This is a genomic window from Bacillus sp. FJAT-42376, assembly GCF_003816055.1.
Lineage (GTDB): Bacteria > Bacillota > Bacilli > Bacillales > Bacillaceae > Metabacillus_B.
In genome coordinates, this window is record NZ_CP033906.1 from 3,350,652 (window position 1) to 3,372,780 (window position 22,129).

20 protein-coding genes are annotated in these 22,129 nt (G+C 44.6%); 5 read left to right on the forward strand and 15 right to left on the reverse strand.

All coding sequences use genetic code 11. The annotated features are described in order from the left end of the window. Nucleotides 1–216: 216 nt before the first annotated feature. The 5 genes from CEF21_RS16815 to CEF21_RS16835 all read right to left on the reverse strand — a co-directional run bounded on the left by CEF21_RS16815 (nt 217) and on the right by CEF21_RS16835 (nt 5,425). Nucleotides 217–693, reverse strand: a complete 477-nt coding sequence (locus CEF21_RS16815; RefSeq protein ID WP_123918358.1) for a MaoC/PaaZ C-terminal domain-containing protein — start codon at nt 691–693, stop codon at nt 217–219. Nucleotides 694–946: 253 nt separating this feature from the next. Further along, a complete protein-coding gene (mdh, locus tag CEF21_RS16820) occupies nt 947–1,885 on the reverse strand; it encodes a malate dehydrogenase (RefSeq protein WP_123918360.1) in 939 nt (312 codons plus the stop codon). 102 nt (nt 1,886–1,987) lie between these two features. Beyond that, on the reverse strand, nt 1,988–3,259 hold the full coding sequence (icd, locus tag CEF21_RS16825; RefSeq protein WP_123918362.1) for an NADP-dependent isocitrate dehydrogenase: 1,272 nt from the start codon (nt 3,257–3,259) through the stop codon (nt 1,988–1,990). 135 nt (nt 3,260–3,394) lie between these two features. Further along, nucleotides 3,395–4,510, reverse strand: coding sequence for a citrate synthase (gene citZ / locus CEF21_RS16830; RefSeq protein ID WP_123918364.1), 1,116 nt, complete (start codon nt 4,508–4,510; stop codon nt 3,395–3,397). A gap of 453 nt (nt 4,511–4,963) precedes the next feature. Further along, the gene (locus CEF21_RS16835; RefSeq protein ID WP_123918366.1) at nt 4,964–5,425 is read right to left on the reverse strand and encodes a DUF441 domain-containing protein; all 462 of its coding nucleotides are present in this window, start codon (nt 5,423–5,425) and stop codon (nt 4,964–4,966) included. Between the two features lie 86 nt (nt 5,426–5,511). Here CEF21_RS16835 and ytvI point away from each other — a divergent pair, with 86 nt between their 5' ends. Next, nucleotides 5,512–6,618, forward strand: coding sequence for a sporulation integral membrane protein YtvI (gene ytvI, locus CEF21_RS16840; protein WP_123918368.1), 1,107 nt, complete (start codon nt 5,512–5,514; stop codon nt 6,616–6,618). Nucleotides 6,619–6,664: 46 nt separating this feature from the next. Here ytvI and CEF21_RS16845 read toward each other — a convergent pair whose 3' ends face one another. From CEF21_RS16845 to dnaE, 8 genes are all read right to left on the reverse strand, one after another. After that, nucleotides 6,665–7,042 (reverse strand): FxsA family protein, encoded by a 378-nt coding sequence (locus CEF21_RS16845; protein ID WP_241156885.1) that lies wholly within the window; start codon nt 7,040–7,042, stop codon nt 6,665–6,667. 234 nt (nt 7,043–7,276) lie between these two features. Further along, a complete protein-coding gene (pyk, locus tag CEF21_RS16850; protein ID WP_123918372.1) occupies nt 7,277–9,037 on the reverse strand; it encodes a pyruvate kinase in 1,761 nt (586 codons plus the stop codon). 51 nt (nt 9,038–9,088) lie between these two features. Next, nucleotides 9,089–10,048: a 6-phosphofructokinase gene (pfkA, locus tag CEF21_RS16855; RefSeq protein ID WP_123918374.1), complete on the reverse strand. Its 960-nt coding sequence runs from the start codon at nt 10,046–10,048 to the stop codon at nt 9,089–9,091. 467 nt (nt 10,049–10,515) lie between these two features. After that, complete coding sequence (gene accA / locus CEF21_RS16860; protein ID WP_123918376.1) at nt 10,516–11,493, reverse strand: acetyl-CoA carboxylase carboxyl transferase subunit alpha; 978 nt, start codon at nt 11,491–11,493, stop codon at nt 10,516–10,518. Next, nucleotides 11,493–12,347, reverse strand: a complete 855-nt coding sequence (gene accD / locus CEF21_RS16865) for an acetyl-CoA carboxylase, carboxyltransferase subunit beta (RefSeq protein WP_123918378.1) — start codon at nt 12,345–12,347, stop codon at nt 11,493–11,495. The genes accA and accD overlap by 1 nt, the downstream gene beginning before the upstream one ends. 294 nt (nt 12,348–12,641) lie before the next feature. Beyond that, a complete protein-coding gene (locus tag CEF21_RS16870) occupies nt 12,642–13,262 on the reverse strand; it encodes a FadR/GntR family transcriptional regulator (RefSeq protein ID WP_123918380.1) in 621 nt (206 codons plus the stop codon). A gap of 14 nt (nt 13,263–13,276) precedes the next feature. Further along, nucleotides 13,277–14,512: an NADP-dependent malic enzyme gene (gene ystJ, locus CEF21_RS16875; RefSeq protein WP_123918382.1), complete on the reverse strand. Its 1,236-nt coding sequence runs from the start codon at nt 14,510–14,512 to the stop codon at nt 13,277–13,279. A 106-nt stretch (nt 14,513–14,618) separates the two neighbouring features. Further along, the gene (gene dnaE / locus CEF21_RS16880) at nt 14,619–17,984 is read right to left on the reverse strand and encodes a DNA polymerase III subunit alpha (protein WP_123918384.1); all 3,366 of its coding nucleotides are present in this window, start codon (nt 17,982–17,984) and stop codon (nt 14,619–14,621) included. 141 nt (nt 17,985–18,125) lie between these two features. Between dnaE and ytrH the strand changes: the two genes are divergently transcribed. The 3 genes from ytrH (at nt 18,126) to CEF21_RS16895 (ending at nt 19,278) form a co-directional block, all read left to right on the forward strand. Next, nucleotides 18,126–18,458 carry a sporulation membrane protein YtrH gene (ytrH, locus tag CEF21_RS16885; protein ID WP_123918386.1) on the forward strand — a complete coding sequence of 111 codons (333 nt, stop codon included), beginning with the start codon at nt 18,126–18,128 and terminating at the stop codon, nt 18,456–18,458. Continuing rightward, a complete protein-coding gene (gene ytrI / locus CEF21_RS16890) occupies nt 18,455–18,958 on the forward strand; it encodes a sporulation membrane protein YtrI (protein ID WP_123920339.1) in 504 nt (167 codons plus the stop codon). The genes ytrH and ytrI overlap by 4 nt, the downstream gene beginning before the upstream one ends. A 95-nt stretch (nt 18,959–19,053) precedes the next feature. Continuing rightward, nucleotides 19,054–19,278, forward strand: a complete 225-nt coding sequence (locus CEF21_RS16895; RefSeq protein WP_164462230.1) for a YtzJ family protein — start codon at nt 19,054–19,056, stop codon at nt 19,276–19,278. Between the two features lies 1 nt (nt 19,279). On the opposite strand, the gene CEF21_RS16900 is transcribed toward CEF21_RS16895, so the two are convergent. Continuing rightward, complete coding sequence (locus tag CEF21_RS16900; RefSeq protein WP_123918388.1) at nt 19,280–20,227, reverse strand: DHH family phosphoesterase; 948 nt, start codon at nt 20,225–20,227, stop codon at nt 19,280–19,282. 151 nt (nt 20,228–20,378) lie between these two features. Between CEF21_RS16900 and CEF21_RS16905 the strand changes: the two genes are divergently transcribed. After that, on the forward strand, nt 20,379–20,681 hold the full coding sequence (locus CEF21_RS16905; RefSeq protein WP_123918390.1) for a YtpI family protein: 303 nt from the start codon (nt 20,379–20,381) through the stop codon (nt 20,679–20,681). Nucleotides 20,682–20,716: 35 nt separating this feature from the next. On the opposite strand, the gene CEF21_RS16910 is transcribed toward CEF21_RS16905, so the two are convergent. Continuing rightward, a complete protein-coding gene (locus CEF21_RS16910; protein ID WP_123918392.1) occupies nt 20,717–22,033 on the reverse strand; it encodes a CBS domain-containing protein in 1,317 nt (438 codons plus the stop codon). Nucleotides 22,034–22,129 lie beyond the last annotated feature (96 nt).

Below are 22,129 nucleotides of genomic sequence, written 5' to 3' on the forward strand. Positions count from 1 at the left end.
CTACAAAAGGGGCAGATGCAAGTTGGACAGATATTTTTTGCATAAGGAGGGCTTAAGACTAATAAAAAGCAAAAAAAAACAGCCTGATATCGTTTCATCAAACTGTTTTAATACGTCTTATTCTTTTTTGCTCTGTTATATTTTGGCTGTTTGATTCCCGCTGCAAACGTTCGCTTTCTGCTCCCATTGCCTGGTGCGGAAGATCAGCACCGCGATTTAAAAATTTTCAAAAGCTTGTCCATGATCCGAATTGGAATAGGCAGGAGGAATAACTTCCAGCGTCCCCGATAATGCAAGACTTTCTTTTTCATTGAAGCCTTCGACCGATACAAGAATTCTTCCTGCATCCAGATTAGAATCCTTCACCTCGAAGAAAAACTTCACGTTTTCATAATGATAGACAGGCAAGTGAAAATCGAGCTGCTGCTTTGTAACATGACTGCCTGGTCCGGGAAAATATTTTGAAATAGCGGATGTTACAAAACCGGAGAGCATAACGGCCGGAACAATCGGCTTTTTAAAGGGCGTCTGTGAAGCATAATCATGCTGGATATAGAGCGGATTGGCATCATTGGTAAGCCCCAGATACAGAAGGAGATCTTTGTCTTCCATTTTTTCACTTAAAGTCAGCTTTTCCCCTGCTTTAATTTCTTCAATCGGTCTGCCAAGCTTTCTTTTTTTGCCTAAAACCATAACAGATCCTCCCCCCTAAAAAAAAAGAAATCGCTTACATTTTAGTGCTGGCTGGCTGAATCTGACTGCTTACTCCCGCGATCGATTTCCCAGAACCCGGCAGGCATGAATCCTTCTCATCTATACCCGCCAGAGGGTTTCCGCTGGCTCTTTCCGGGAGGCTGCCTTCTTTGCTAAAGAGCTGAATAGCAAGTTTCCGCCATCTCCATTTAATAAAAGGAATTGGGGTTCCCCCAATTCCAGCTATTATCTATTAATCTGCTAAAACTTTCATCACGTTTTTAACCGATTCAGCCGATTTGTTCAGGGCTGCCTTTTCTTCTTCTGTCAGTTCCAGCTCGATAATTTTCTCTAATCCGTTCTTGCCTAGGACTGCCGGAACCCCAAGATAAATTCCATCATAGCCATATTCGCCTTCCAGATAGGCAATAGCGGGGATTACACGGCGCTGGTCTTTTACAATTGCCTCTGTCATTTCAACAAGGGAAGCTGCCGGAGCGTAATAAGCGCTGCCGTTCCCTAAAAGATTGACAATCTCTCCCCCGCCCTTGCGCGTTCTTTCCACGATTGCATCCAAACGGTCTTTGGAAAGGAGTGTTTCGAGCGGAATGCCCCCCGCATAAGAGTACCTTACAAGCGGAACCATATCATCTCCATGGCCTCCAAGAACAAATCCTGTTACATCCTTAACTGAGAGCTTCAGCTCCTGTGCTACAAATGTCCGGAAACGAGCTGTATCCAAAACGCCGGATTGCCCGATTACCCGGTTTTTAGGAAAACCGGATTCTGTAAATACCGCATATGTCATAGCATCAACAGGGTTCGTTAACACAATAATCGTACACTCCGGAGAATATTTCGCAATTTCCTTTGTCACGCTTCTCATAATCTTTTCGTTTGTGGCAACGAGATCATCTCTGCTCATACCGGGTTTTCTTGCAATTCCTGCAGTAATGACAACTACATCAGAGTCTGCCGTATCTTCATAGCTGGATGTTCCCGTAATATTTGCATCAAATCCCATGACCGGGCTCGCTTCGAGCATATCAAGAGCCTTCCCTTTTGTAGGGTTTTCCATCTGCGGAATATCTACTAAGACAACATCACCCAGTTCTTTGGCGGCAAGAAGGAAAGCCGTTGTTGCCCCGGTAAAGCCTGCTCCGATGACGGAAATCTTTTTGCGTTTGTTCATTTTACCCATCTCCTATACGATAAAGTATTCAGAACGATTAGTGTATCATATAAAACCAGGCAATACCCTGATTGGTATTGCCTGGCTCTATTTATTTATTTATTACCCCATGTTTTTAATGAGCTCGTCTCCAAATTGAGAACATTTCACTTCAGTGGCACCATCCATAAGGCGGGCAAAGTCATATGTCACAACTTTAGAAGCGATGGTTTTTTCAACAGATTTGATCACAAGATCCGCTGCTTCGTTCCAGCCAAGGTGTTCAAGCATAAGCACTCCTGAAAGAAGAACGGATGAAGGATTCACTTTATCCAGGCCTGCATATTTTGGTGCTGTTCCATGTGTAGCTTCGAAAATTGCATGTCCAGTTTCGTAGTTGATGTTGGCTCCAGGAGCAATACCGATTCCTCCCACCTGTGCAGCAAGTGCATCAGAGATATAATCTCCATTCAGGTTCATCGTTGCAACGACATCAAATTCGCTTGGACGAGTAAGAATTTGCTGAAGGAAAATATCCGCGATGGAATCCTTCACAATAATTTTGCCTGCCGCCTCTGCTTCGCTTTGAGCTGTATTCGCAGCATCCTTGCCTTCTTTTTCTACAATTCTATCATATTCAGCCCAAGTGAATACTTTATCGCCGAATTCTTTTTCTGCCAATTCATAGCCCCAGTTTTTAAATGCGCCTTCTGTGTACTTCATAATGTTTCCTTTGTGTACAAGAGTTACAGATTTGCGTCCCTGGTCCAAAGCATACTGGATGGCAGCGCGCACCAGACGGGAAGTACCCTCTTGGGAAACAGGCTTAATTCCAATTCCTGAAGTTTCAGGGAAACGGATTTTATTTACACCCATCTCATTTTGCAGGAAAGAAATCAATTTTTTCACTTCATCAGAACCGTTTGCATATTCAATCCCTGCATAGATATCTTCCGTATTTTCACGGAAAATCACCATATCCGTATCTTCAGGGCGTTTAACCGGAGAAGGCACACCGTTGAAATAGCGTACGGGTCTTAGGCACGTGAAAAGATCAAGCTCCTGGCGAAGAGCAACGTTAAGAGAACGGATTCCTCCTCCAACCGGAGTTGTAAGCGGTCCTTTAATAGCAATCATGTATTCACGGATGGCATCAAGTGTTTCTTCCGGAAGCCAGCTGCCTGTAGCATTAAATGCTTTTTCCCCTGCCAGTACTTCCTTCCAGACGATTTTCTTTTCGCCGTTGTATGCTTTTTCCACAGCTGCTTCCATTACGCGGGATGCAGATGCCCAGATGTCCGGACCAATTCCGTCTCCTTCAATGTAAGGGATAATCGGCTGATCAGGTACGTTCAATACACCATTAGATACTGTAATTTTTTCACCGTTTGTCATGTTTCTTACCTCCAGTTTATGTATTGTGCCAACAATAAAATGGTAAAAGAGGTTAACTTTTCAGTCAACCTCTAAACCTCTTTCCGGCAGCTGAATGTATGAAATTCAGTTCCCGTCTTCCGGTTTACTGCTTAATTAACGCTCTTCAATTGGTACATACCGCTGTTTATCAGGTCCGATATAATCAGCGCGCGGACGGATTAAGCGGTTGTTTTCATATTGCTCAAGGATATGTGCAAGCCATCCTGAAACACGGCTGACTGCAAAAATTGGCGTAAACAGATCATGGTCAATTCCAAGACTGTGATACACAGATGCAGAGTAGAAGTCCACATTTGGAGGAAGATTTTTTTCTGAAGTGACAATTTCCTCCACTTTAAGGGACATATCATACCACTTGCTCTCTCCTGTAAGATTTGAAAGCTTTTGAGACATTTCTCTCAGATGCTTGGCACGCGGGTCACCATTGCGGTATACGCGATGCCCGAATCCCATGATTTTCTCTTTGCGTGAAAGTTTAGCCTGGATGTATGATTCTGCATTCTCCACATCCCCAATTTCGGTCAGCATCTTCATAACAGCCTCGTTTGCTCCGCCGTGAAGAGGACCTTTCAGTGCACCGATTGCAGCGGTTACGCCGGAGTAAATATCCGACAGGGTGGCTACACATACACGTGCTGTAAAAGTGGAAGCATTCAGTTCATGATCAGCGTGAAGCACCAGTGCTTTATTGAATGCTTCAACCGCCACGTGGCTTGGCTCTTCTCCCGTAAGTGTATAAAGGAAATTCGCTGCAATTCCGTAATCCGGGCGCGGTTCAACTGGTGAAAGACCTTTGCGGATTCGGCTGAATGCCGTTACAAGAGTCGGAAGTTTAGCCTGAAGGCAAATTGCTTTCCGGTAATTCGCTTCTTTGGACATATCGTCCGCATCCGGATCAAAAAGACCAAGCATGGAAACAGCCGTACGGATCGCTGCCATCGGATGAACCTCAGAAATCGGATACTGTTTAAAATGTTCAATGATTTGATGAGGGATGCCTGCGTTATCAGCAAGCAGTTTTTTAATGTCAGCCAGTTCTTCCTCTGTGGGAAGCTTCCCATGCCATAACAAATAAATAACTTCTTCAAACGTTGCATTTTCCGCCAAGTCATCAATGTTGTACCCCACATATGTAAGGGTATCATCGATGATGGAGCTTACTGCTGAAGTAGTCGCTACTACCCCTTCGAGACCGCGAGTTGCTGTCATATCCAATCTCTCCTTTGCGCAATTTTCCCTAAATGCTAAAATTGTTTAAGATTAAAAGAAAGGAATTCCTTCTCTTATTCTATCAAACATAAATGAATGAGCGCTTGCTCAGCAAACGGCCATTAATGAAAGCGATTCACACGGAAAGTAAATGCTTACATTTTCACATAAGCAAATAATCAGAAATCTCCCATTAAATCCTCTCTCTTTTGAAAAGGCATACATTCATTTAGTAGCCTATTGCTATTATAAACAATAATCAGACTTTTGTGAATCGAAAGCATCTAAATGCGAATAAAAAAATTTGGCGGAAAAATTTTAAAAAAGGGAAATGACTGTTTTAGAGCCATTCCCCTTTGTTCAAAATCATTTATTTGCTATATTACGAACAAAAGAGCTAGTTCGGGTAAAAGATCCTTTTCCCGGCGCTTTTAGAAGGGGTCCCTGCTGGCATTACCCTCCAAAAAGTTTAACCAGCTGCATAGCAAGATAGGCAATACCAGCTCCGATTAATGGGCCTACAGCCACCCCGTTAAATAATGCGACAGCCAGAATGGTGCCAAGGACAAGCGCAGCCGTAATATGAGGATCCTGCGCCAGCAGCGTGACACCGTTTTTGGCAATCAGGGCCACTGCGATTCCTGAGCCCAGGGCAATCCACGCATAGTAGGATTTCAGCGCCTCTCCCATCTGTTTAAATCCGATATCACCTGTCGCAATTGGAACCAGAACGGCAATCGTAATCACCGTCACGCCCCAATTGATTCCTTTTGACTGAAGAAGCGGGAATAGCCTGGCATCAAGCCCCGTCCATTTGACAGCAAGCAAAAAGCCGACTGCGATCATCAGCGACTGATTTTTGGCAAAAATGCCGATGCCTAATAATATGAGAAGAAAAAGACTCGCCTGATTCATTTGCATCTCTCCTTACTTTTTGACATGTTTGCAAAATACCGGAGTAAGTATAAAGTACAACCTTCCTTTAAAAGGAGGACCGCTCATTGAATGGACTTCGGACCGCTATAGGAAGAGGATTGTTTGCTGCAGGGACGGCAGCTGTCATCATTCTTTTCATTTATCTCACATTTCCTGTCATGTATCCCTTTATTCTGGCCTTTCTGCTTGCCTGGTTTATTAAAAAACCGGCTGATTATCTACATCGCAAGACCGGTCTTCCGATTGGAATTTCCTCGGGTACGATCTTGCTTATCCTGATTATCATCGTTTCAGGAGTAACCGCCCTTCTGACGCTTCAGTCGATCTCGTTGATACAGCGCTCGGCTTCGCTGCTCCCCGCCTGGCTAAATCAATTGTCAGGAGCATTTAACGATATTCTCTCCTATCAGGTTTCCCCGCTTATCGGGAAGATCTCAGAGCAATTTTCCGCTTTGAACCCGAGTCAGCAAAGCACCATCATTGCGGAGCTTGAGCAGGCGGGAAATGGTCTCATCAGCGAAGCAGGAAACATACTAAGGGCATTATTAAATGCAATACCGGCAATTATACTATGGATCCCCAATGCTGCAAGTGTCCTCATCATTATTGTCATTGCTGCGTTTTTTATTTGCAAGGATTGGGATCGTGTCATTCTTTTTTTGAACAGGAAGCTTCCCCAGAAGGTCACCGACCGGCTGTATCTTTTCGGATTGGAACTCGGCCGGGCACTAAATGGACTTCTCAAAGCCCAGCTTTTGTTAAATACCGTTACAATGGCTGCTGTCTATCCCGGACTGCTTATCCTTGGCGTCCCGCACGCCGTAACAATCAGTCTGTTTATAGGCTTGGCAGACTTTATCCCTTACGCCGGAACAGGAACCATTTTTGTTCCATGGGTCCTGTATTTGCTGCTCACAGGACAAACGAAGCTTGCAAGCGGCCTCACTGTTTTATTTCTTATTATTATGATAGCAAGGCAAATCCTTGAACCGAGAATCTATTCCCGCTCAGTAGGACTAAATCCGCTCCTGACGCTAATGGGAATTTATGCAGGATACAAATGCTTTGGACTCCTGGGAATGGCGCTTGGCCCGATCATCCTTGTGGTGATCCAAAGCATCTATAAAATGAGGCTTTTTCATGATGTATGGAAATACATCACACAAAAATAACCGGCAAACAAAAGAACAGGCCTCATGCAGCCCGTTCTTTTTTCATTCACCTAATAATGGTAATCCGGTTTCTGTTCATTCTTTTTTGAACGGCCCGGTATATGAAAGGCCTGAGCCTTTTCCTCGCAGCAGGAAACAGCAGTAAAAACCCTGCTGCATCTGAAAGAAATCCCGGGGCCATGAGCAATATCGCACCTAATAGAATGCAGATGCCATCAACCAGCTCTTCTCCTGGAATGAAGCCTGCGTTCATATTAAGCCGGGCTTTTTTCCATGTTTCCAGGCCCTGTCTTCTAGCCAGCCACACCCCGGCAATTCCTGTAGCCAAAATGAAACATATTGTCGCAAAAAGACCGAATGTTCTCTCAGACCAAATTAGAAAAACCATTTCAATAGCTGTTACAGCAATAAGCAAAAGCACCATTTTTCTCAATTGCTTCTCCTCCTAACAAGACCGGGATTTCCGCTCCGGGAAAGCAAACGTTTCAGGTTCCTGTAGATCCCTTCACTCCACAATAGGGACACGTTCCGTTAACCGCTTCTTAAGGCGGCAGAAAGAAATTACCTGCTGCGGCCACTTACAAGACTGGCGCTTACTCCACTCCAGTGGACCATAAAAAAAGAGAAGGAACGATTGTCCTTCCCTTTTTTCTTCAATTTAGATGACGCTTGCGTGTCCTTTGTAAATCGCACCGCGTGTTCCATCTACTGTAATTTCCATGCCGTCTTCAAGAATGGAAGCAGCGTTTTCAACGCCTACAATCACAGGAATGCCCAAGCTTAGCCCCACAACGGCTGCATGGCTTGTCAGTCCGCCTTCTTCTGCAATAAGAGCAGAAGCTTTGTTTAATGCATCCATCATATCACGGTCAGTTCCTCTTGTTACAAGAATGGCGCCTTCTGTCATTTTTGCAGAAGCTTCCTCTGCATTATTGGCAATTACCACTTTTCCAAATGCAGATTTACGGCCGATTCCCTGACCCTTCGCAAGAATGTCGCCTACAATATAAACCTTCATTAGGTTCGTAGTCCCGGCTTCTCCAATCGGAACACCAGCAGTGATGACGATTAGGTCTCCGTGTTTTACAATGCCTGTCTGAATAGACTCTTGTACCGCGTTTTCCAGCATTTCATCAGTAGAGCCTGCTTTTGTGCCGGTTTTAGAGAAAACACCCCATACAAGTGCAAGTTTTCTCGATACAGAATCACATGAAGTAACGGCAACAATCGGTGCCTGCGGACGGTATTTCGAAATCATTCTGGCGGTATGTCCGCTCTCAGTCGGTGTAACAACGGCACTGACATTCAAGTTCAACGCAGTATGCGCCACTGATTGGCCAATTGCATCTGTAATCGTCATTCCCGTTTGCTCACGGCGCTTTGAAAGCGTTCCTTTATAATCAAGTGCTGTTTCAGCTCTCGATGCAATGTTATGCATCGTTTGAACGGCTTCAACCGGATATTGTCCTGCAGCCGTTTCACCTGAAAGCATGATAGCATCTGTGCCATCAAAGATTGCATTTGCCACGTCACTTGCTTCCGCACGTGTAGGACGCGGATTGCGCTGCATGCTGTCAAGCATTTGAGTAGCTGTGATAACCGGCTTGCCAAGCGCGTTGCATTTTTTGATCAGATCCTTTTGAACAAGAGGAACTTCTTCAGCAGGGATTTCTACACCTAGATCTCCCCGTGCAACCATCAGTCCATCTGATACTTCAAGGATTTCGTCAATGTTGTCGACGCCTTCCTGATTCTCGATTTTAGGAATGATTTGAATGTCTGTTGCTTTATGCTCTTCAAGCAGTTCACGGATTTCAAGCACATCAGATGCACGGCGTACGAAAGAGGCAGCAATGAAATCTACGCCCTGTTCGATACCGAAAACGATATCCTTTGCATCTTTTTCTGTAATACCAGGAAGATTAACGCTAACCCCTGGAACGTTAACGCCTTTTTTATTTTTCAGCGTTCCGCTGTTCATAATTTTCGTTCTGATTTCACCGGCCGATTTGTTCACATCAATTACTTCCAAGCCGATCAATCCATCATCAAGAAGAATGGTCGATCCGGGATGCACATCATCCACAAGACCCTCATAGGAAATCGAAAATTTCTCAGTGGTTCCTGTTACTTCTTTCATTGAAACAATAATTTCTTTGCCAGTCTCAAGCTCAATCGCGCCATCCTGCATAGAATGGGTGCGGATTTCAGGACCTTTTGTATCCAGAAGAATTGCCACTGTCTTACCTGTAAGTCTGGATGCTTCGCGGATATTTTTAATACGGTTTCCGTGCTCTTCAAAATCACCGTGTGAAAAGTTCAGACGGGAAACATTCATTCCGGCATTCATCAGATCAGTAAGCTTTTCAACGGACTCACTTGCAGGGCCAATTGTACAAACTATTTTTGTTTTACGCATTCAGATAATTCCTCCTAGTTCTATTATGGAAACGATACCAAAACGGCTGCATTAAATAGATAATTCCTGAGAAAGCTGATACAATTTCGGATCAACGGTATGCTTCGTTTCAAGGATTTCAATGATGTCGTGATCAACAAGTTTGTTGTTCTGGATTCCTACACATCGTCCGCCTTTTCCTTCAAGCAAAAGCTCAACAGCATAAGCACCTAAACGGCTTGCGAGCACCCGGTCTGCAGCAGTAGGCGAGCCCCCGCGCTGAATATGTCCAAGAACGGAAACCCTCGTCTCAAATTGCGTAGCTTCTTCAATCTTTTTGCCGAATTCCACTCCGCTTCCAACACCTTCAGCCACAATAATAATACTGTGCTTTTTGCCGCGCTCATGGCCCCTTTTCAATCGGGCAACCACATCATCCATATCATGGTCCGCTTCTGGAATCAGAATGGTTTCTGCTCCTCCTGCAAGACCGGACCATAGAGCGATATCCCCGGCATGCCGGCCCATTACTTCAATAACATACGTGCGTTCATGGGATGTGGCTGTATCGCGGATTTTATCAATCGCATCGATTACTGTATTCAAGGCCGTATCAAATCCAATGGTCAAGTCCGTTCCAGGAATATCATTGTCAATTGTTCCGGGAACACCCACACATGGGAAACCCATTTCAGTAAGTTTCTTTGCGCCCATATAAGAACCGTCTCCGCCTATAACAACAAGGCCTTCGATTCCATATTTTTTTAACTGTTCAATCCCTTTTTCCCGTCCTTCAACTGTTTTAAATTCAGGACAGCGGGCTGTATACAGCTTCGTACCTCCGCGGTGGATGATATCTCCTACAGAGCCAAGTTCTAATTTCTCAATATTTCCGGCAATCAATCCGGAATAACCATGATAGATGCCAAATACCTCAACGTCATGGTAGATCGCTTTACGGACAACAGCGCGTACCGCTGCATTCATCCCTGGGGAATCTCCTCCGCTTGTCAAAACGCCGATTCTTTTCAATTTCCTCACCCCAATAGGTAATATGTATGTGTTTTAAAGATAACATGTAGAATTTGTAAGGACAAACCTTAATCGACTTTTGTCGAAATTTCTCCATGTCCAGCTAACCGTATTCATTATACAATACTTTTTTCCAGAAAGAAAAACTTTGTTGGATATTTTCAAAACCTTATTTTAACAGTTTTCCTGAAAGCAGAAGAGGCTGTCCAAAAGATCCCTTCCCATATGCGGGCGGGCTGTTCTTGCAGATTTCCACTCCATGCTGCCTGGGACGGAGGTAAAACTTTTTCACGCCTTCGGGACGGGGAGTCTCCACCTGCCCGCTTTCCTAAGCCGGATCCGCCTTCCCAGCCTGACCCACTGCTTTGAAGCAAACCATTTTCACAAAGAAAATCCCCGTTATGCTTACCGGGGGTTTTCCATTTTATTATTTTCTCTGAAGAAGAACCTTTTTAGACAGATGTTCCTTAATGCATACCAAGCATTTCTTCCGCAAATGAAACTTCGCCGATTGATTTATACTTTTCGTAGCGGTGCTCGATGAGACGGTTTTTATCCATTTTAGATAATGCGGCCATCGATTTGACAAGCTGCTGCTCGATAAAAAGAGCCTGTTCGTTTACATCTCTGTGAGCCCCGCCTTTTACTTCGCTGATGATTTCGTCTACAACACCAAGTTCTTTTAAGTCCGGTGCCGTAATTTTCATGGACTCCGCTGCCCTTTTGGCCTGACTCGAGTCCTTCCAGAGAAGGGCTGCTGCGCCTTCTGGAGAGATCACGGAGTATGTTGAATTTTCAAGCATGAGCAAATGGTTGCCCACTCCAATACCAAGGGCTCCTCCGCTCCCTCCTTCACCGATAACAACACAGATTACCGGAACCGACAGGCCGGCCATTTCAAACAAATTCTTCGCAATGGCTTCACTTTGGCCACGTTCTTCGGCTGCTTTTCCCGGATAGGCACCTTTCGTATCAATAAAAGTAATGATCGGACGTCCAAATTTATCGGCCTGCTTCATCAATCTGAGCGCTTTTCTATAGCCTTCAGGATGCGGAGATCCGAAGTTTCGGCGGATATTCTCTTTCGTATCCTTTCCCCGCTGATGGCCGATAACAGTTACCGGAGTCCCTTTAAATTTTGCAATTCCTCCAATTATCGCTTCATCATCACCGAAATAGCGGTCTCCGTGGCATTCAAAGAAGTCCGTAAAAAGAATTTCGACGTAGTCCATCGTAGTCGGTCTTTTCGGATGCCTTGCGATCTGCACCCTGTCCCATGGGCTAATATTTGAATAGATATCTTTTTCCAGCTTCTCCAGACGGTTTTCAAGCCTCTCAATTTCTGCCGAGAGGTCAACATCAGCCGTTGCCGTAAAATCCTTCAGTTCCGCTATCTTTTTTTTCAGTTCCAAGACGGGTTTTTCGAACTCAAGCTCTCCAACCATTATTGCCTGCCTCCTTGATGAAGATCCAAAATTCTGGCGAGCGTTTCTTTAAGCTGAAGACGGGAAACAACGGAATCCAGCTGGCCGTGTTTCAGTAAAAATTCTGCTGTCTGAAAGTCTTCAGGAAGCTCTTCACGAATCGTTTGCTCAATGATTCTTCTTCCAGCAAATCCAATAAGCGCACCAGGTTCCGCCAGATTATAATCACCCAGTGAAGCGAAGCTTGCAGACACTCCTCCAGTAGTGGGATGGGTCATCACAGAGATAGCAAGTCCCCCTTCATTGCTGAACAACTTAAGGGCAGAGCTCGTTTTAGCCATCTGCATAAGGCTTAATACACCCTCTTGCATTCTTGCACCGCCGGAAGCTGTAAAAATAATGAATGGCAATTTTTTCTCTTTCGCCTGCTCCACAGCCCGTGTAATTTTTTCGCCTACTACTGAACCCATGCTCCCCATCCTGAAGCTCGCATCCATTACTGCTACAACCGTACGCAGTCCGTCAATTGTACCTTCTCCCGTAACAACTGCTTCATTTTGAGAGGTCTTTTTGCGGTCTTTTTCCAGCTTTTCCTGATAGTCAGGAAAATGGAGAGGATTCTCCGAAATCATATCCGCGTCATATTCTTTAAAAGACTGTTCATCAAACAGGCTTTTAATTCTTTCTTTCGCATTCATTTGAATGTGGTATTCACAGTTCACGCATACCTTAAGATTTTTATTTAATTCTTTAGTCAAAAGAATTTTTTTACAGTTCGGACACTTTGTCATAATACCTTCAGGAACATCCTGCCTTGTCTGTTCAGAAGGAATAGAAGCATATTTCTTTTTCTTTGAAAAAAGATCCTTAAGCAATCTGAGTACCTCCCTAACGAGTCTTTCTTTAATTCTTTAGCTCTGAAACTTGGCTGTTGATTCCCGTTACAGGCGCTTTTCTTTCCTTCGGCGGGCGGTGAGACTCCCCGCCGCTTTGCGCCTGCGGTGTCTCACCTGTTCCGCAGCTCCCAGCTCGGAGCCTCGCGCCTTTCACTTCAATCAATTGGTGTTAAAAATCAGCATCAGGCTTGAACAGAGCCAATTCTTTATAAGAGCATCAAGTATTTATAAGTTACTTTATCGAAAATGATATGCATAATATGTAAAACGGTGTCAGCTGGAGATAATTTTGTACTTGCTGATGCGATCATATGCCTGAAGAACCAGACTTTTATTATTGAGGACAAGTCCTGACATCAGCTCTTCGTATACCGGAACGGGAGGTTCCTGAAAATCGCTCCCTGCCTTCAGGTAGTCAGCAAGAACCGACCATGTCCGGAAAAGCAGGTGATTCCCCGCCATATGAATCAGTTTGCCCATCAGCTCCTGAGGACTATCAATTCCTTTTCTGAAATCCCGTTCAAGCTGAACAAGCTTCTTTTCGTCAGAGGATTGAAGAATTTTTAACAAAGCATGTTTTTCAATTAACTCGCTCATTTCCAGAATATCTTCAACCGCCTTTGAATCTTCCAGAACAAAAAGCCCGAGAACATTTACGAGATGATTTTCCTTAAAATCCTTAATAAAGGTTCCTTCTCCTCTTCTTGTCTCAATCATGCCAAGAAGCTCCAGCGCCCTCAACGCCTCACGGACAGAAGAGCGGCCGACGTTCAACCGGTCGGCCAGCTCTCTTTCAGATGGAATTTTATCTCCCGGCAACAGGCCGTCCTTCTTTATAATCAGCCGGATCTGCTGAAGTGTCGCTTCATAGACTCTTGACTTTGGACCTTGCATGCCATTCACCGTACTCAATTTTCGCCGATAATCGCAAGCTGTCTCGTTTTTTCAGCTACTTCTTCAGGTGATACTTTTATTCTGGCAACTCCTGTTTCCATCGCAGCCTTCGCTACTGCTGCTGCCACTGCAGGCGCAACACGAGGATCAAAAGGTGCCGGAATCACGTAATCCGGACGAATTTCATTTTCATTTATCAGTCCGGCAATGGCTTCGACTGCCGCCATTTTCATCTGTTCATTGATATGAGTAGCTCTTACATCCAAAGCCCCCCTGAATATTCCAGGGAATGCCAGCACGTTGTTGACTTGATTCGGGAAATCCGAACGCCCTGTGCCGATGACCATAGCCCCGGCTTCCCGCGCATCTTCCGGCATAATCTCCGGCACCGGATTGGCCATTGCAAAAATAATTGGATTTTCTTTCATGCTCTGCACCATTTCTTTTGAAAGAGCTCCTTCAACTGAAACACCAATAAAGACATCTGCATCCGTCATTACATCAGCAAGGGAACCGGCTGCTTTTTCACGATTCGTGAATTTGGCGACCTGATCCTTCACTTCGTTCATGCCGGCTGTCCGGCCTTCATAGATGGCTCCTTTGGAATCACACATAATGATATCCCGCACACCATAGCGGTATAATAGTTTAATAATCGCAATTCCGGCAGCTCCTGCCCCGTTTGCAACGACTTTAATGGAAGACATTTTCTTCCCGGCAAGCTTCAGTGCATTTAAAAGGCCGGCAGCTGTCACAATAGCTGTACCATGCTGATCATCATGGAATATTGGAATATTCGTTTCCTTTTTCAGCCTTTCTTCTATGACAAAACAATTAGGAGCCGCGATATCCTCGAGGTTCACTCCCCCAAAAGTCGGCTCGAGAAGCTTGACGGTCTCCACGATTCGATCAATGTCTGTTGTGTTAAGACAAATAGGGAACGCATCCACTCCGGCAAAGCTTTTAAAAAGAACAGCTTTTCCTTCCATGACTGGGAGAGCTGCCTCCGGTCCGATGTTCCCAAGGCCAAGTACCGCAGTCCCGTCTGAAACAACCGCTACCATGTTGCCTTTCATTGTATAGTCATACACCTTATTTTTATCATCATAGATGGCTTTGCACGGCTCAGCAACACCAGGAGAATAGGCAAGACTTAAGTCCTTTGCATTTCTGACCGGCACTTTTGATTTTGATTCAAGTTTCCCTTTGTTAACGCGGTGCATATGCAGCGCTTCTTCACGTAAAGACAATACACTCACTCCTCATTAAAATCCTATCGAGTGGTCTGACCACCTATGTAATATAAAAACTATAACATACGGGAGGGAGGCAGACAAAAATTTTTTATTTAACCTTTTAGGATTTTTTCAGAACGACATGATCAGCACCGAGCAGATCTTTCAGCTCCCGTATGCACTGTTCTGAAGAGGAAGCCGTTTTATAATCATGTAATTGTATCGTTTTTTTATCTTCCGGGTAGTACAGATAAACAGGTGAATGGCCTTTATTCCGATTTAAAATGGCTTTCAGCTGTGACATCCGCTCAGGATTGCGGTCACTGCTTTCAATTTTCAGAAATAGTGTCGCAGGCACATTATTTTTCACTTTTTGAAGGGGCTCCGCTTTTTGCAGGATGAATTGGATAGTATCGTCACGCCGCTCTGCTTTTCCTTCTGCCAGCAAGAGACTTCCTTCTTGAATCCACTCGGAAATTTTAGCATACTGCCCAGGAAAACAAACGCACTCCACATCACCGGTTTCATCACTTATCGTCAGAAATGCCATTAAATCTCCTTTTTTCGTTCGGATTGACCTGACTTTTGATACATAGACACCAATTTTCATATATGTGCCGGCTTTTTTATCAAGCTGGTCAAGCTTGACAGCATGGAGTGATGAAAGGAGGTTTTTATAGGCGCTGACTGGATGGTCCGAAAAGTAAAACCCCAATGCTTCCTTCTCAAATTGGAGCTTCTCGGCAATGGAAAAAGGCTCTACTATAATATATTTCGGCTTGAGAGTAAATTCATCCTCAAAGCCTAAGTCCATCTGTCCATCCGAAATCTCCGGCCTCATCAATTCTGCATGTTCAAGTGCCACATCAAGTGTGGCCAGAATCGATTCTCTCCCGATTTCAAATTCATCAAAAGCACCGGCAAAAACAAGGGCTTCAAGTGTTTTCCGGTTAGCTGTCTTCGCTGATACCCTCATGCAGAAATCGAACAAATCATTAAAAGGCTTTTGTTTCCTTGCTCTGAAAATATCTTTGACTGCCGCTATTCCCACATTTTTAATAGAGGAAAGACTATATCGGATGGCTCCATTTTCAAGCTTAAACGGCACTTCACTCCGATTCACAGAAGGCGGCAGTATGACAAGGCCTTTGTTTCGCGCTTCCTTTACATATTGGGCAATTCGATCATCGTTTCCAATCGAACTTGTCAGAAGGGCGGTCATAAAAATAGCGGGATAGTGAGCTTTTAAATAAGCGAGCTGAAACCCAATCATGCTATAGGCGACAGCATGGCTGCGGTTAAATCCGTAATCAGCGAAACGGACAATCAAATCATATACTTCATTTGCAGCAGCACTGCTGTATCCTTTATTTTTACACCCTTCTACGAAATGAGCCCGTTCTTCATCCAAAACACTTTTCTTTTTCTTTCCTACGGCTCTTCTAAGTAAATCGGCATCCCCCAGCGAGAAGCCTGCCATGACAGATGCAATCTCCATAATCTGCTCCTGGTACACAATGATTCCGTAAGTCGGCTCCAGAATTTCTTTCAGATCCGGGTGGGGATAGCCTATGGGTGCTTTTCCGTGCTTTCTTTCTATATAATTCGGGATATTCTCCATTGGACCCGGCCTGTATAAAGCATTGACCGCCGCAATATCCTCAAGGCTTTCCGGCTTCAGCCTTCTCAGCACACTGCGCATCCCTTCCGATTCCAGCTGAAAGACGCCTGTAGTATCCCCTTCACTAAGCAGCTGAAATGTTTTTTGATCATCATAGCCAATCTCTTCGAAGGATGGGGCTGCCCCTTTCTGTGCCATAACCATCTTTAAAATAGATTCGATGAGGGATAGATTCCTGAGTCCAAGAAAGTCCATTTTAAGAAGTCCAAGTTCCTCTAGATGATCCATCGAATATTGAGTTAAATAAACGTCCTGATGACCCTCCCTGAGCGGGATCACTGATGTAAGCGGTTCTTCGCTGAAAACGACACCCGCCGCATGGGTGGATACGTGCCTTGGAAGCCCTTCGATCTTACCGGCAATTTCAACTATTTGAGCGGCAACAGGCGAATTTTGGACTTCCTTCAGGAAAGCGGGAGACTCCTTCAATGCCTTTTCAAGCGTAATCCCCGGACCAGAAGGCACCTTTTTCGCAAGCTGGTCCGCTTCTTTAGGGGAAATCCCCATTACTCTTGCCGTGTCCCGAATGGATGCCCTGGCGGCAAGTGTTCCAAATGTAATAATCTGAGCTACCCGGTTCGCTCCATACTTTTCTGCCACGTATTCAATGACTTCATCTCTTCTCGTATCCGGAAAGTCAATATCAATATCCGGCATACTGATTCTGCCTGGATTTAAAAACCTCTCAAACAGCAGTCTGTGCTTAATTGGATCAACATCGGTTATTTCAAGGACATATGCAACAAGCGAACCGGCGGCAGAGCCCCTCCCCGGTCCTGTCATAATATGACGTTCATGGGCAAATCTCATAAAATCCCAGACGATTAAAAAGTAATCGCTGAATCCCATTTTTTTAATCACATCCAGCTCGAACGTGAGCCTCCGGTATACATTCTCTCCAGGATCGGAGTATCTTTTTTTCAGTCCTTCCAGACATAGCCTTTCCAAATATAAATCAGCCTGCTCCCCTCCGGGTGCCGGGAAAGAAGGAAGTCTCGCTTTTCCGAGTTCAAGCTCCACGCTGCACCGTTCAGCAATCAGCAGCGTGTTCTCAAGTGCCTCCGGATAATCCTTGAAAAGCTCTGCCATCTCCAGAGCCGACTTGAAGTACCTTTCCTTCGATGAACCGGATGATTCCTGCTCAAGCTTTTCCCCCTTCCGGATGGCCGTAAGGGTTTGATATGCACGGTAATCGTCTTTTTCCAGGTAATGCACATCATTTAACGCAGCAAGACTTCCTCCAGTTTTTGAAGCGGTCTCTACGATTCTTTTATTCAGCTCGCCTTCTTCATCTGTAAGGTCCGTTCTCTGAATCCCGAGGTAAAAAGAATCCCTTCCAAACAAATCGAGATAGTGTCTGGCTGCCAGCTCTGCTTCCTCCTCTTCCCCGTTCTCCAAAAGGGTTTCAATCCAGCCGCCTTTTCCAGGGGAGATAGCAATCAGACCTTCACGATAACCATTCAGCCATCGGTCAGGTATTCCATCTGAAGACTTCGTTTGAAGGGCACTGCTGATTTTCAGCAGATTTTGATAGCCTGTGTAAGTTTCAGCAAGAAGCAGGAGCGGATACCCGTGAGGAATGGTTTCATTGTGGGGGAAAACAACAGCAGTCAAGCCGAATATCGGTTTAATCCCGCTGCTTTTGCACTGTTTATAAAAAGCGACGGCTCCATACATTACGCCCTGATCTGTTAGGGCAAGAGATTTAAACTTTAATTCAGAAGCTTTGCGGACAAGCCGGTCCAGCCTCACAGAACTATCCAGAAGACTATAAGAACTTTGTATTTGAAGATGTACAAACGGCATCTTAATCCCATCCTAACGACATTCATTATAATTATTATAGAACAAGCGTGCGCTCTTCACAAATTTCCCCCTCTTCCCTTTGCCTCCTGAACATACTTTGAACAGTCTGTCCATATATTGAAGCAGGGGGATGATGGACGAATGGAAAAAGCTTTTTTACCTGCTTTTATCGATAGCTACTTCATTGCACTCGGCGTTCTTCTGGGAGGCAGTATCATTGGAGGCATCGGTGCCTATTTATCAGGGGAACCGCCGATGACGACCATTGTCGAATTCGCCAACCGCCTTAAAATATGGGCCCTGGTTGCAGCCATCGGCGGAACGTTTGATGCTTTTTACAGCTTTGAACGCGGGCTTTTTAACGGGGAAACAAGGGATATCTTTAAACAGGTGATGCTGATTGTCTCGGCCATGGGCGGCGCTCAAACCGGATGGATTCTGATTACTTGGCTTACACAGGAACATTTGTCATGAGAATTCCCCCATATTATGAAAAGCCCGGCTGGCAGCGTTTTTTTGCAGGAATGATGGCCGGGGCTCTGGCAAGCTGGTTCGTATTTCTTTTCACTTATGGAGTGCTTCAGGAAAAACAGGTGAAAATTATAGAGAAACAGGAATCTGCCATTCATGACCTTGCCCGCAAAAACAGCATTTATCAGGAAGATTCGAGAGAGCTGAACGAAGAGGTATCGAAGAAACTCGTGGTTCAGGATTTAAATGTAAAATTGACAAATGCCGAGCGGTTTAAACTGAGTCCGCTGACAGTTCATAAAATTGAAATTGAGGCGAAAGAAGATTTATCCGATTTAATTGAAAGGGATCTTGAGAGCATCTTCGAAAGCAGGAAAGTGATTAAAAAAGCGATTGAAAACAAGGTGTATGCCATTGATGATAAAGATTATAGGCTTGTAGTAAAGGAAATGACTATTTATACAACCATCTATATAGAAGTCGAGGTTTCTTTCGTTAATTGAGGAATTTTTTTGAATTTTTATTCATTATTATCGCAAATTCCCTCTTCCTTGGATACAATGGATTTACAGAAGCAGCTATAAAGGAGGAGTTGAACGTGGAGGTGCTGAGCCAGAAAATGTTTGTGAAAGAAAAGGTGGAAAGAATGAAAAGCGGATATTCTGCATACGCAGAGTCACCGGAAATGGCAAGCCTGCTGAAAAAAGAAATCAGCAAGCTTAAACTCCGGGTGTACGAGGACGTAACCGAAATCGGATCCTGGTTTATCCCCGAGATATCCGAAGATCAGGAGATAAAGCGGCAGCCTAAGACACCGTTATAGATTACCGGTTCTGATATTCCCTGCAAATCGCTTCCAATTCCGCAACGACTTTTTCCGCTTCCTCCCACTTATGAATGGAGGCTCCGGCAGCCATGGGATGCCCGCCTCCCCGGTATCTTTTTGCCAATTCATTAATAACGGGGCCTTTGGAACGCAAGCGCACACGGATCTGATCCTCTTCTTCTACGAAAAAGACCCAAGCGACCATGCCTTCAATATCTCCAAGCACACTGACAAGCTGAGATGCCTCTGAAGCCGTTGTTCCGTATTTTTCAAGCAAATCCCTGCGGATAATGACGCTGGCTGCTCCAGACGGAGAAACATCGAAATTCTGAAGTACATATCCGCTTAACTTCGCCACATTTATTTTGGTTTTGTATAATTCACTATAGAGTTTATGAAGAGAGAAGCCGTAATCAATTAAATCACTGGCGTATTTAAAGGTACGGTCCGTTGTACTCGGAAATAAAAACCGTCCTGTATCCCCTACAATCCCTGCGTAAATTAATTCTGCTCCCTTTTTGGTCATTTTCAGTCCCTTATTGGAGCCTGCAAGAAAGAATTCATAAATCATTTCACTGACTGAACTTGCCGATGTATCGACCCAAAGAAGGTCTCCATATTGGTCCTCGTTTGGATGATGGTCAATTTTAATGAGCATCTTTCCTTTTTGATAGCGCTGATCGCTCACTCTTTCCTGGTTTGCTGTATCACACACAATAACGAGGGCACCCTCGTAATCTTTGTCTGCAACAGAATCCATTTTGTATAGAAATTCAAGAGACGGCTCCGTTTCTCCCGTTACAAGGATCTTTTTTTCAGGAAAAGACGATTTTAAAATTTCCGCCAGTCCGCATTGGGATCCGAGTGCGTCCGGATCCGGCCGGACATGTCTATGAATAATGATGGTTTCGTATTCTTTAACCGCATCTAAAATTTTTTCTTTCATCGCTATCTCCTTTAGTCTGTTTATACCATTTATTAAAACACAACCGGTCGGGAAACTAAAGAAAGCTTTCCTGTTTTCAAAACAATGATGGAAATATCGGATAGACAAAGATATGATTAGAAGGAACTGACCATGTTGGGAGCTGAAACCATTGCCCATTATCGCATGTTTTATCGTGATTTCATTTGCTTTCTATTTCTTTTACAAACTTAAGTACTACCGTTCCAGGAAACCGATGGAGCGCGCCTTTCTGTCAGGGAAATCAAGTATGGCCCTTGGAATATTTGTTTTTCTGTTTGGATTGAATCAGTTTTTCCTTTATCCTTCCGCGCTATCGGTGACCATCGGAATTATTTTCATTCTGATCGGCCTGGGAAGTCTGTGGGCCGGTCAAAGAGCTTTCCGGCATTACAAGCCTCTCGCCGAAAAAGAACACAAAAATCTTTCTATGTAAAAAGGGTTCTGCCTGCTGACCAGAACCCTTTTTTGTCAGCTGCGCTCCATAATTTGCACCATCATCATCGCTTTCCCGACAATCACGCCCTCATTGAAAACATCCACATCCATCTTTCCGAATTTTCTTCCAACCTCAAGAATACGGGGATGGATCTCAATCAATGTCTCCATTTGTACAGGCTTCATAAAATAGATGGAAAGGTTCTCGACAACCAGATCCCCTTTTTTCTGAGAACGGAGAAGCCTGTTCGCCGCTTCCGTTACGAGCGTCGTAAAAACTCCATAAGAGATTGTTCCCAGATGGTTGGTCATCTGAGGGGTAACACTGCATTTGTATACGTGGGCATTTTTGGACTCATCAGAATCTACAAACTGGTTCGTCACAATATCATCAAGCTTTTCGCCGATTTGAGGCTGTCTCTGAATGACCTGCAGGGCTTTTAATACATCCTGCCTCGAAATCATGCCCTCCAGTCTATTTTGGCTGTCCGTTACCGGCAGAACCTCAATCCCCTCCCAAACCATCATTTGGGCTGCAGATGCGACCGAGGTTTTGCCATTTACTGTAACAGGATTGCGGGTCATCACTTTTTCAACTGCACTTCCCTTTTCATGCCCCATGATATCTTTCGAAGTGACCATACCCATTACTTTCTTGTTCCGGTCAATGACAGGGAACCTCCCGTGACCGGTATTCTGGTTATATTCATACCACTTCTCCACTTTATCTGTCCCGTGCAGACAAATGGTTTCTCCGGCCGGTGTTAAAATATCCTCCACAAGCACGATTTCTTTTTTAATCAGCTGATCATAAATGGCCCGGTTGATCATTGTGGCCACTGTAAAGGTATCGTAGCTTGTCGAGATTACCGGAAGCTCCATCTTATCCGCCAGCTTCTTCACATGGTCGTCTGTATCAAATCCGCCTGTAACCAGTACAGCCGCACCCGCCTCCAAAGCAAGCTGATGGGCATTTGTCCGGTTACCCACAATTAAAAGATTGCCTGCTCCCGTGTACCTCATCATCGCTTCTAGTTTCATTGCGCCGATGACGAATTTATTGAGCGTCTTATGAAGACCGGAGCGCCCTCCAAGAACTTGTCCTTCTACAACATTCACTACTTCCGCAAATGTGAGTTTCTCAATATTTTCTTTTTTCTTCCGTTCAATCCGGATGGTTCCCACTCTTTCAATCGTGCTTACAAATCCTTTATTCTCCGCTTCTTTGATTGCACGGTAGGCGGTTCCTTCGCTTACATTCATTTCCTTTGCAATTTGCCGGACCGAAATTTTTTCACCGACTCCAAGCGAATCAATATATTTTATTATTTGCTCATGCTTTGTCGCCAAGCTTTTCACCCTTTGTCTGCTCATATTTCCAATATTTATTATAAGCCTGCCATGGCCGCAGTTTCAACGAAGGTTATCCAATTGTTAGATTTTACA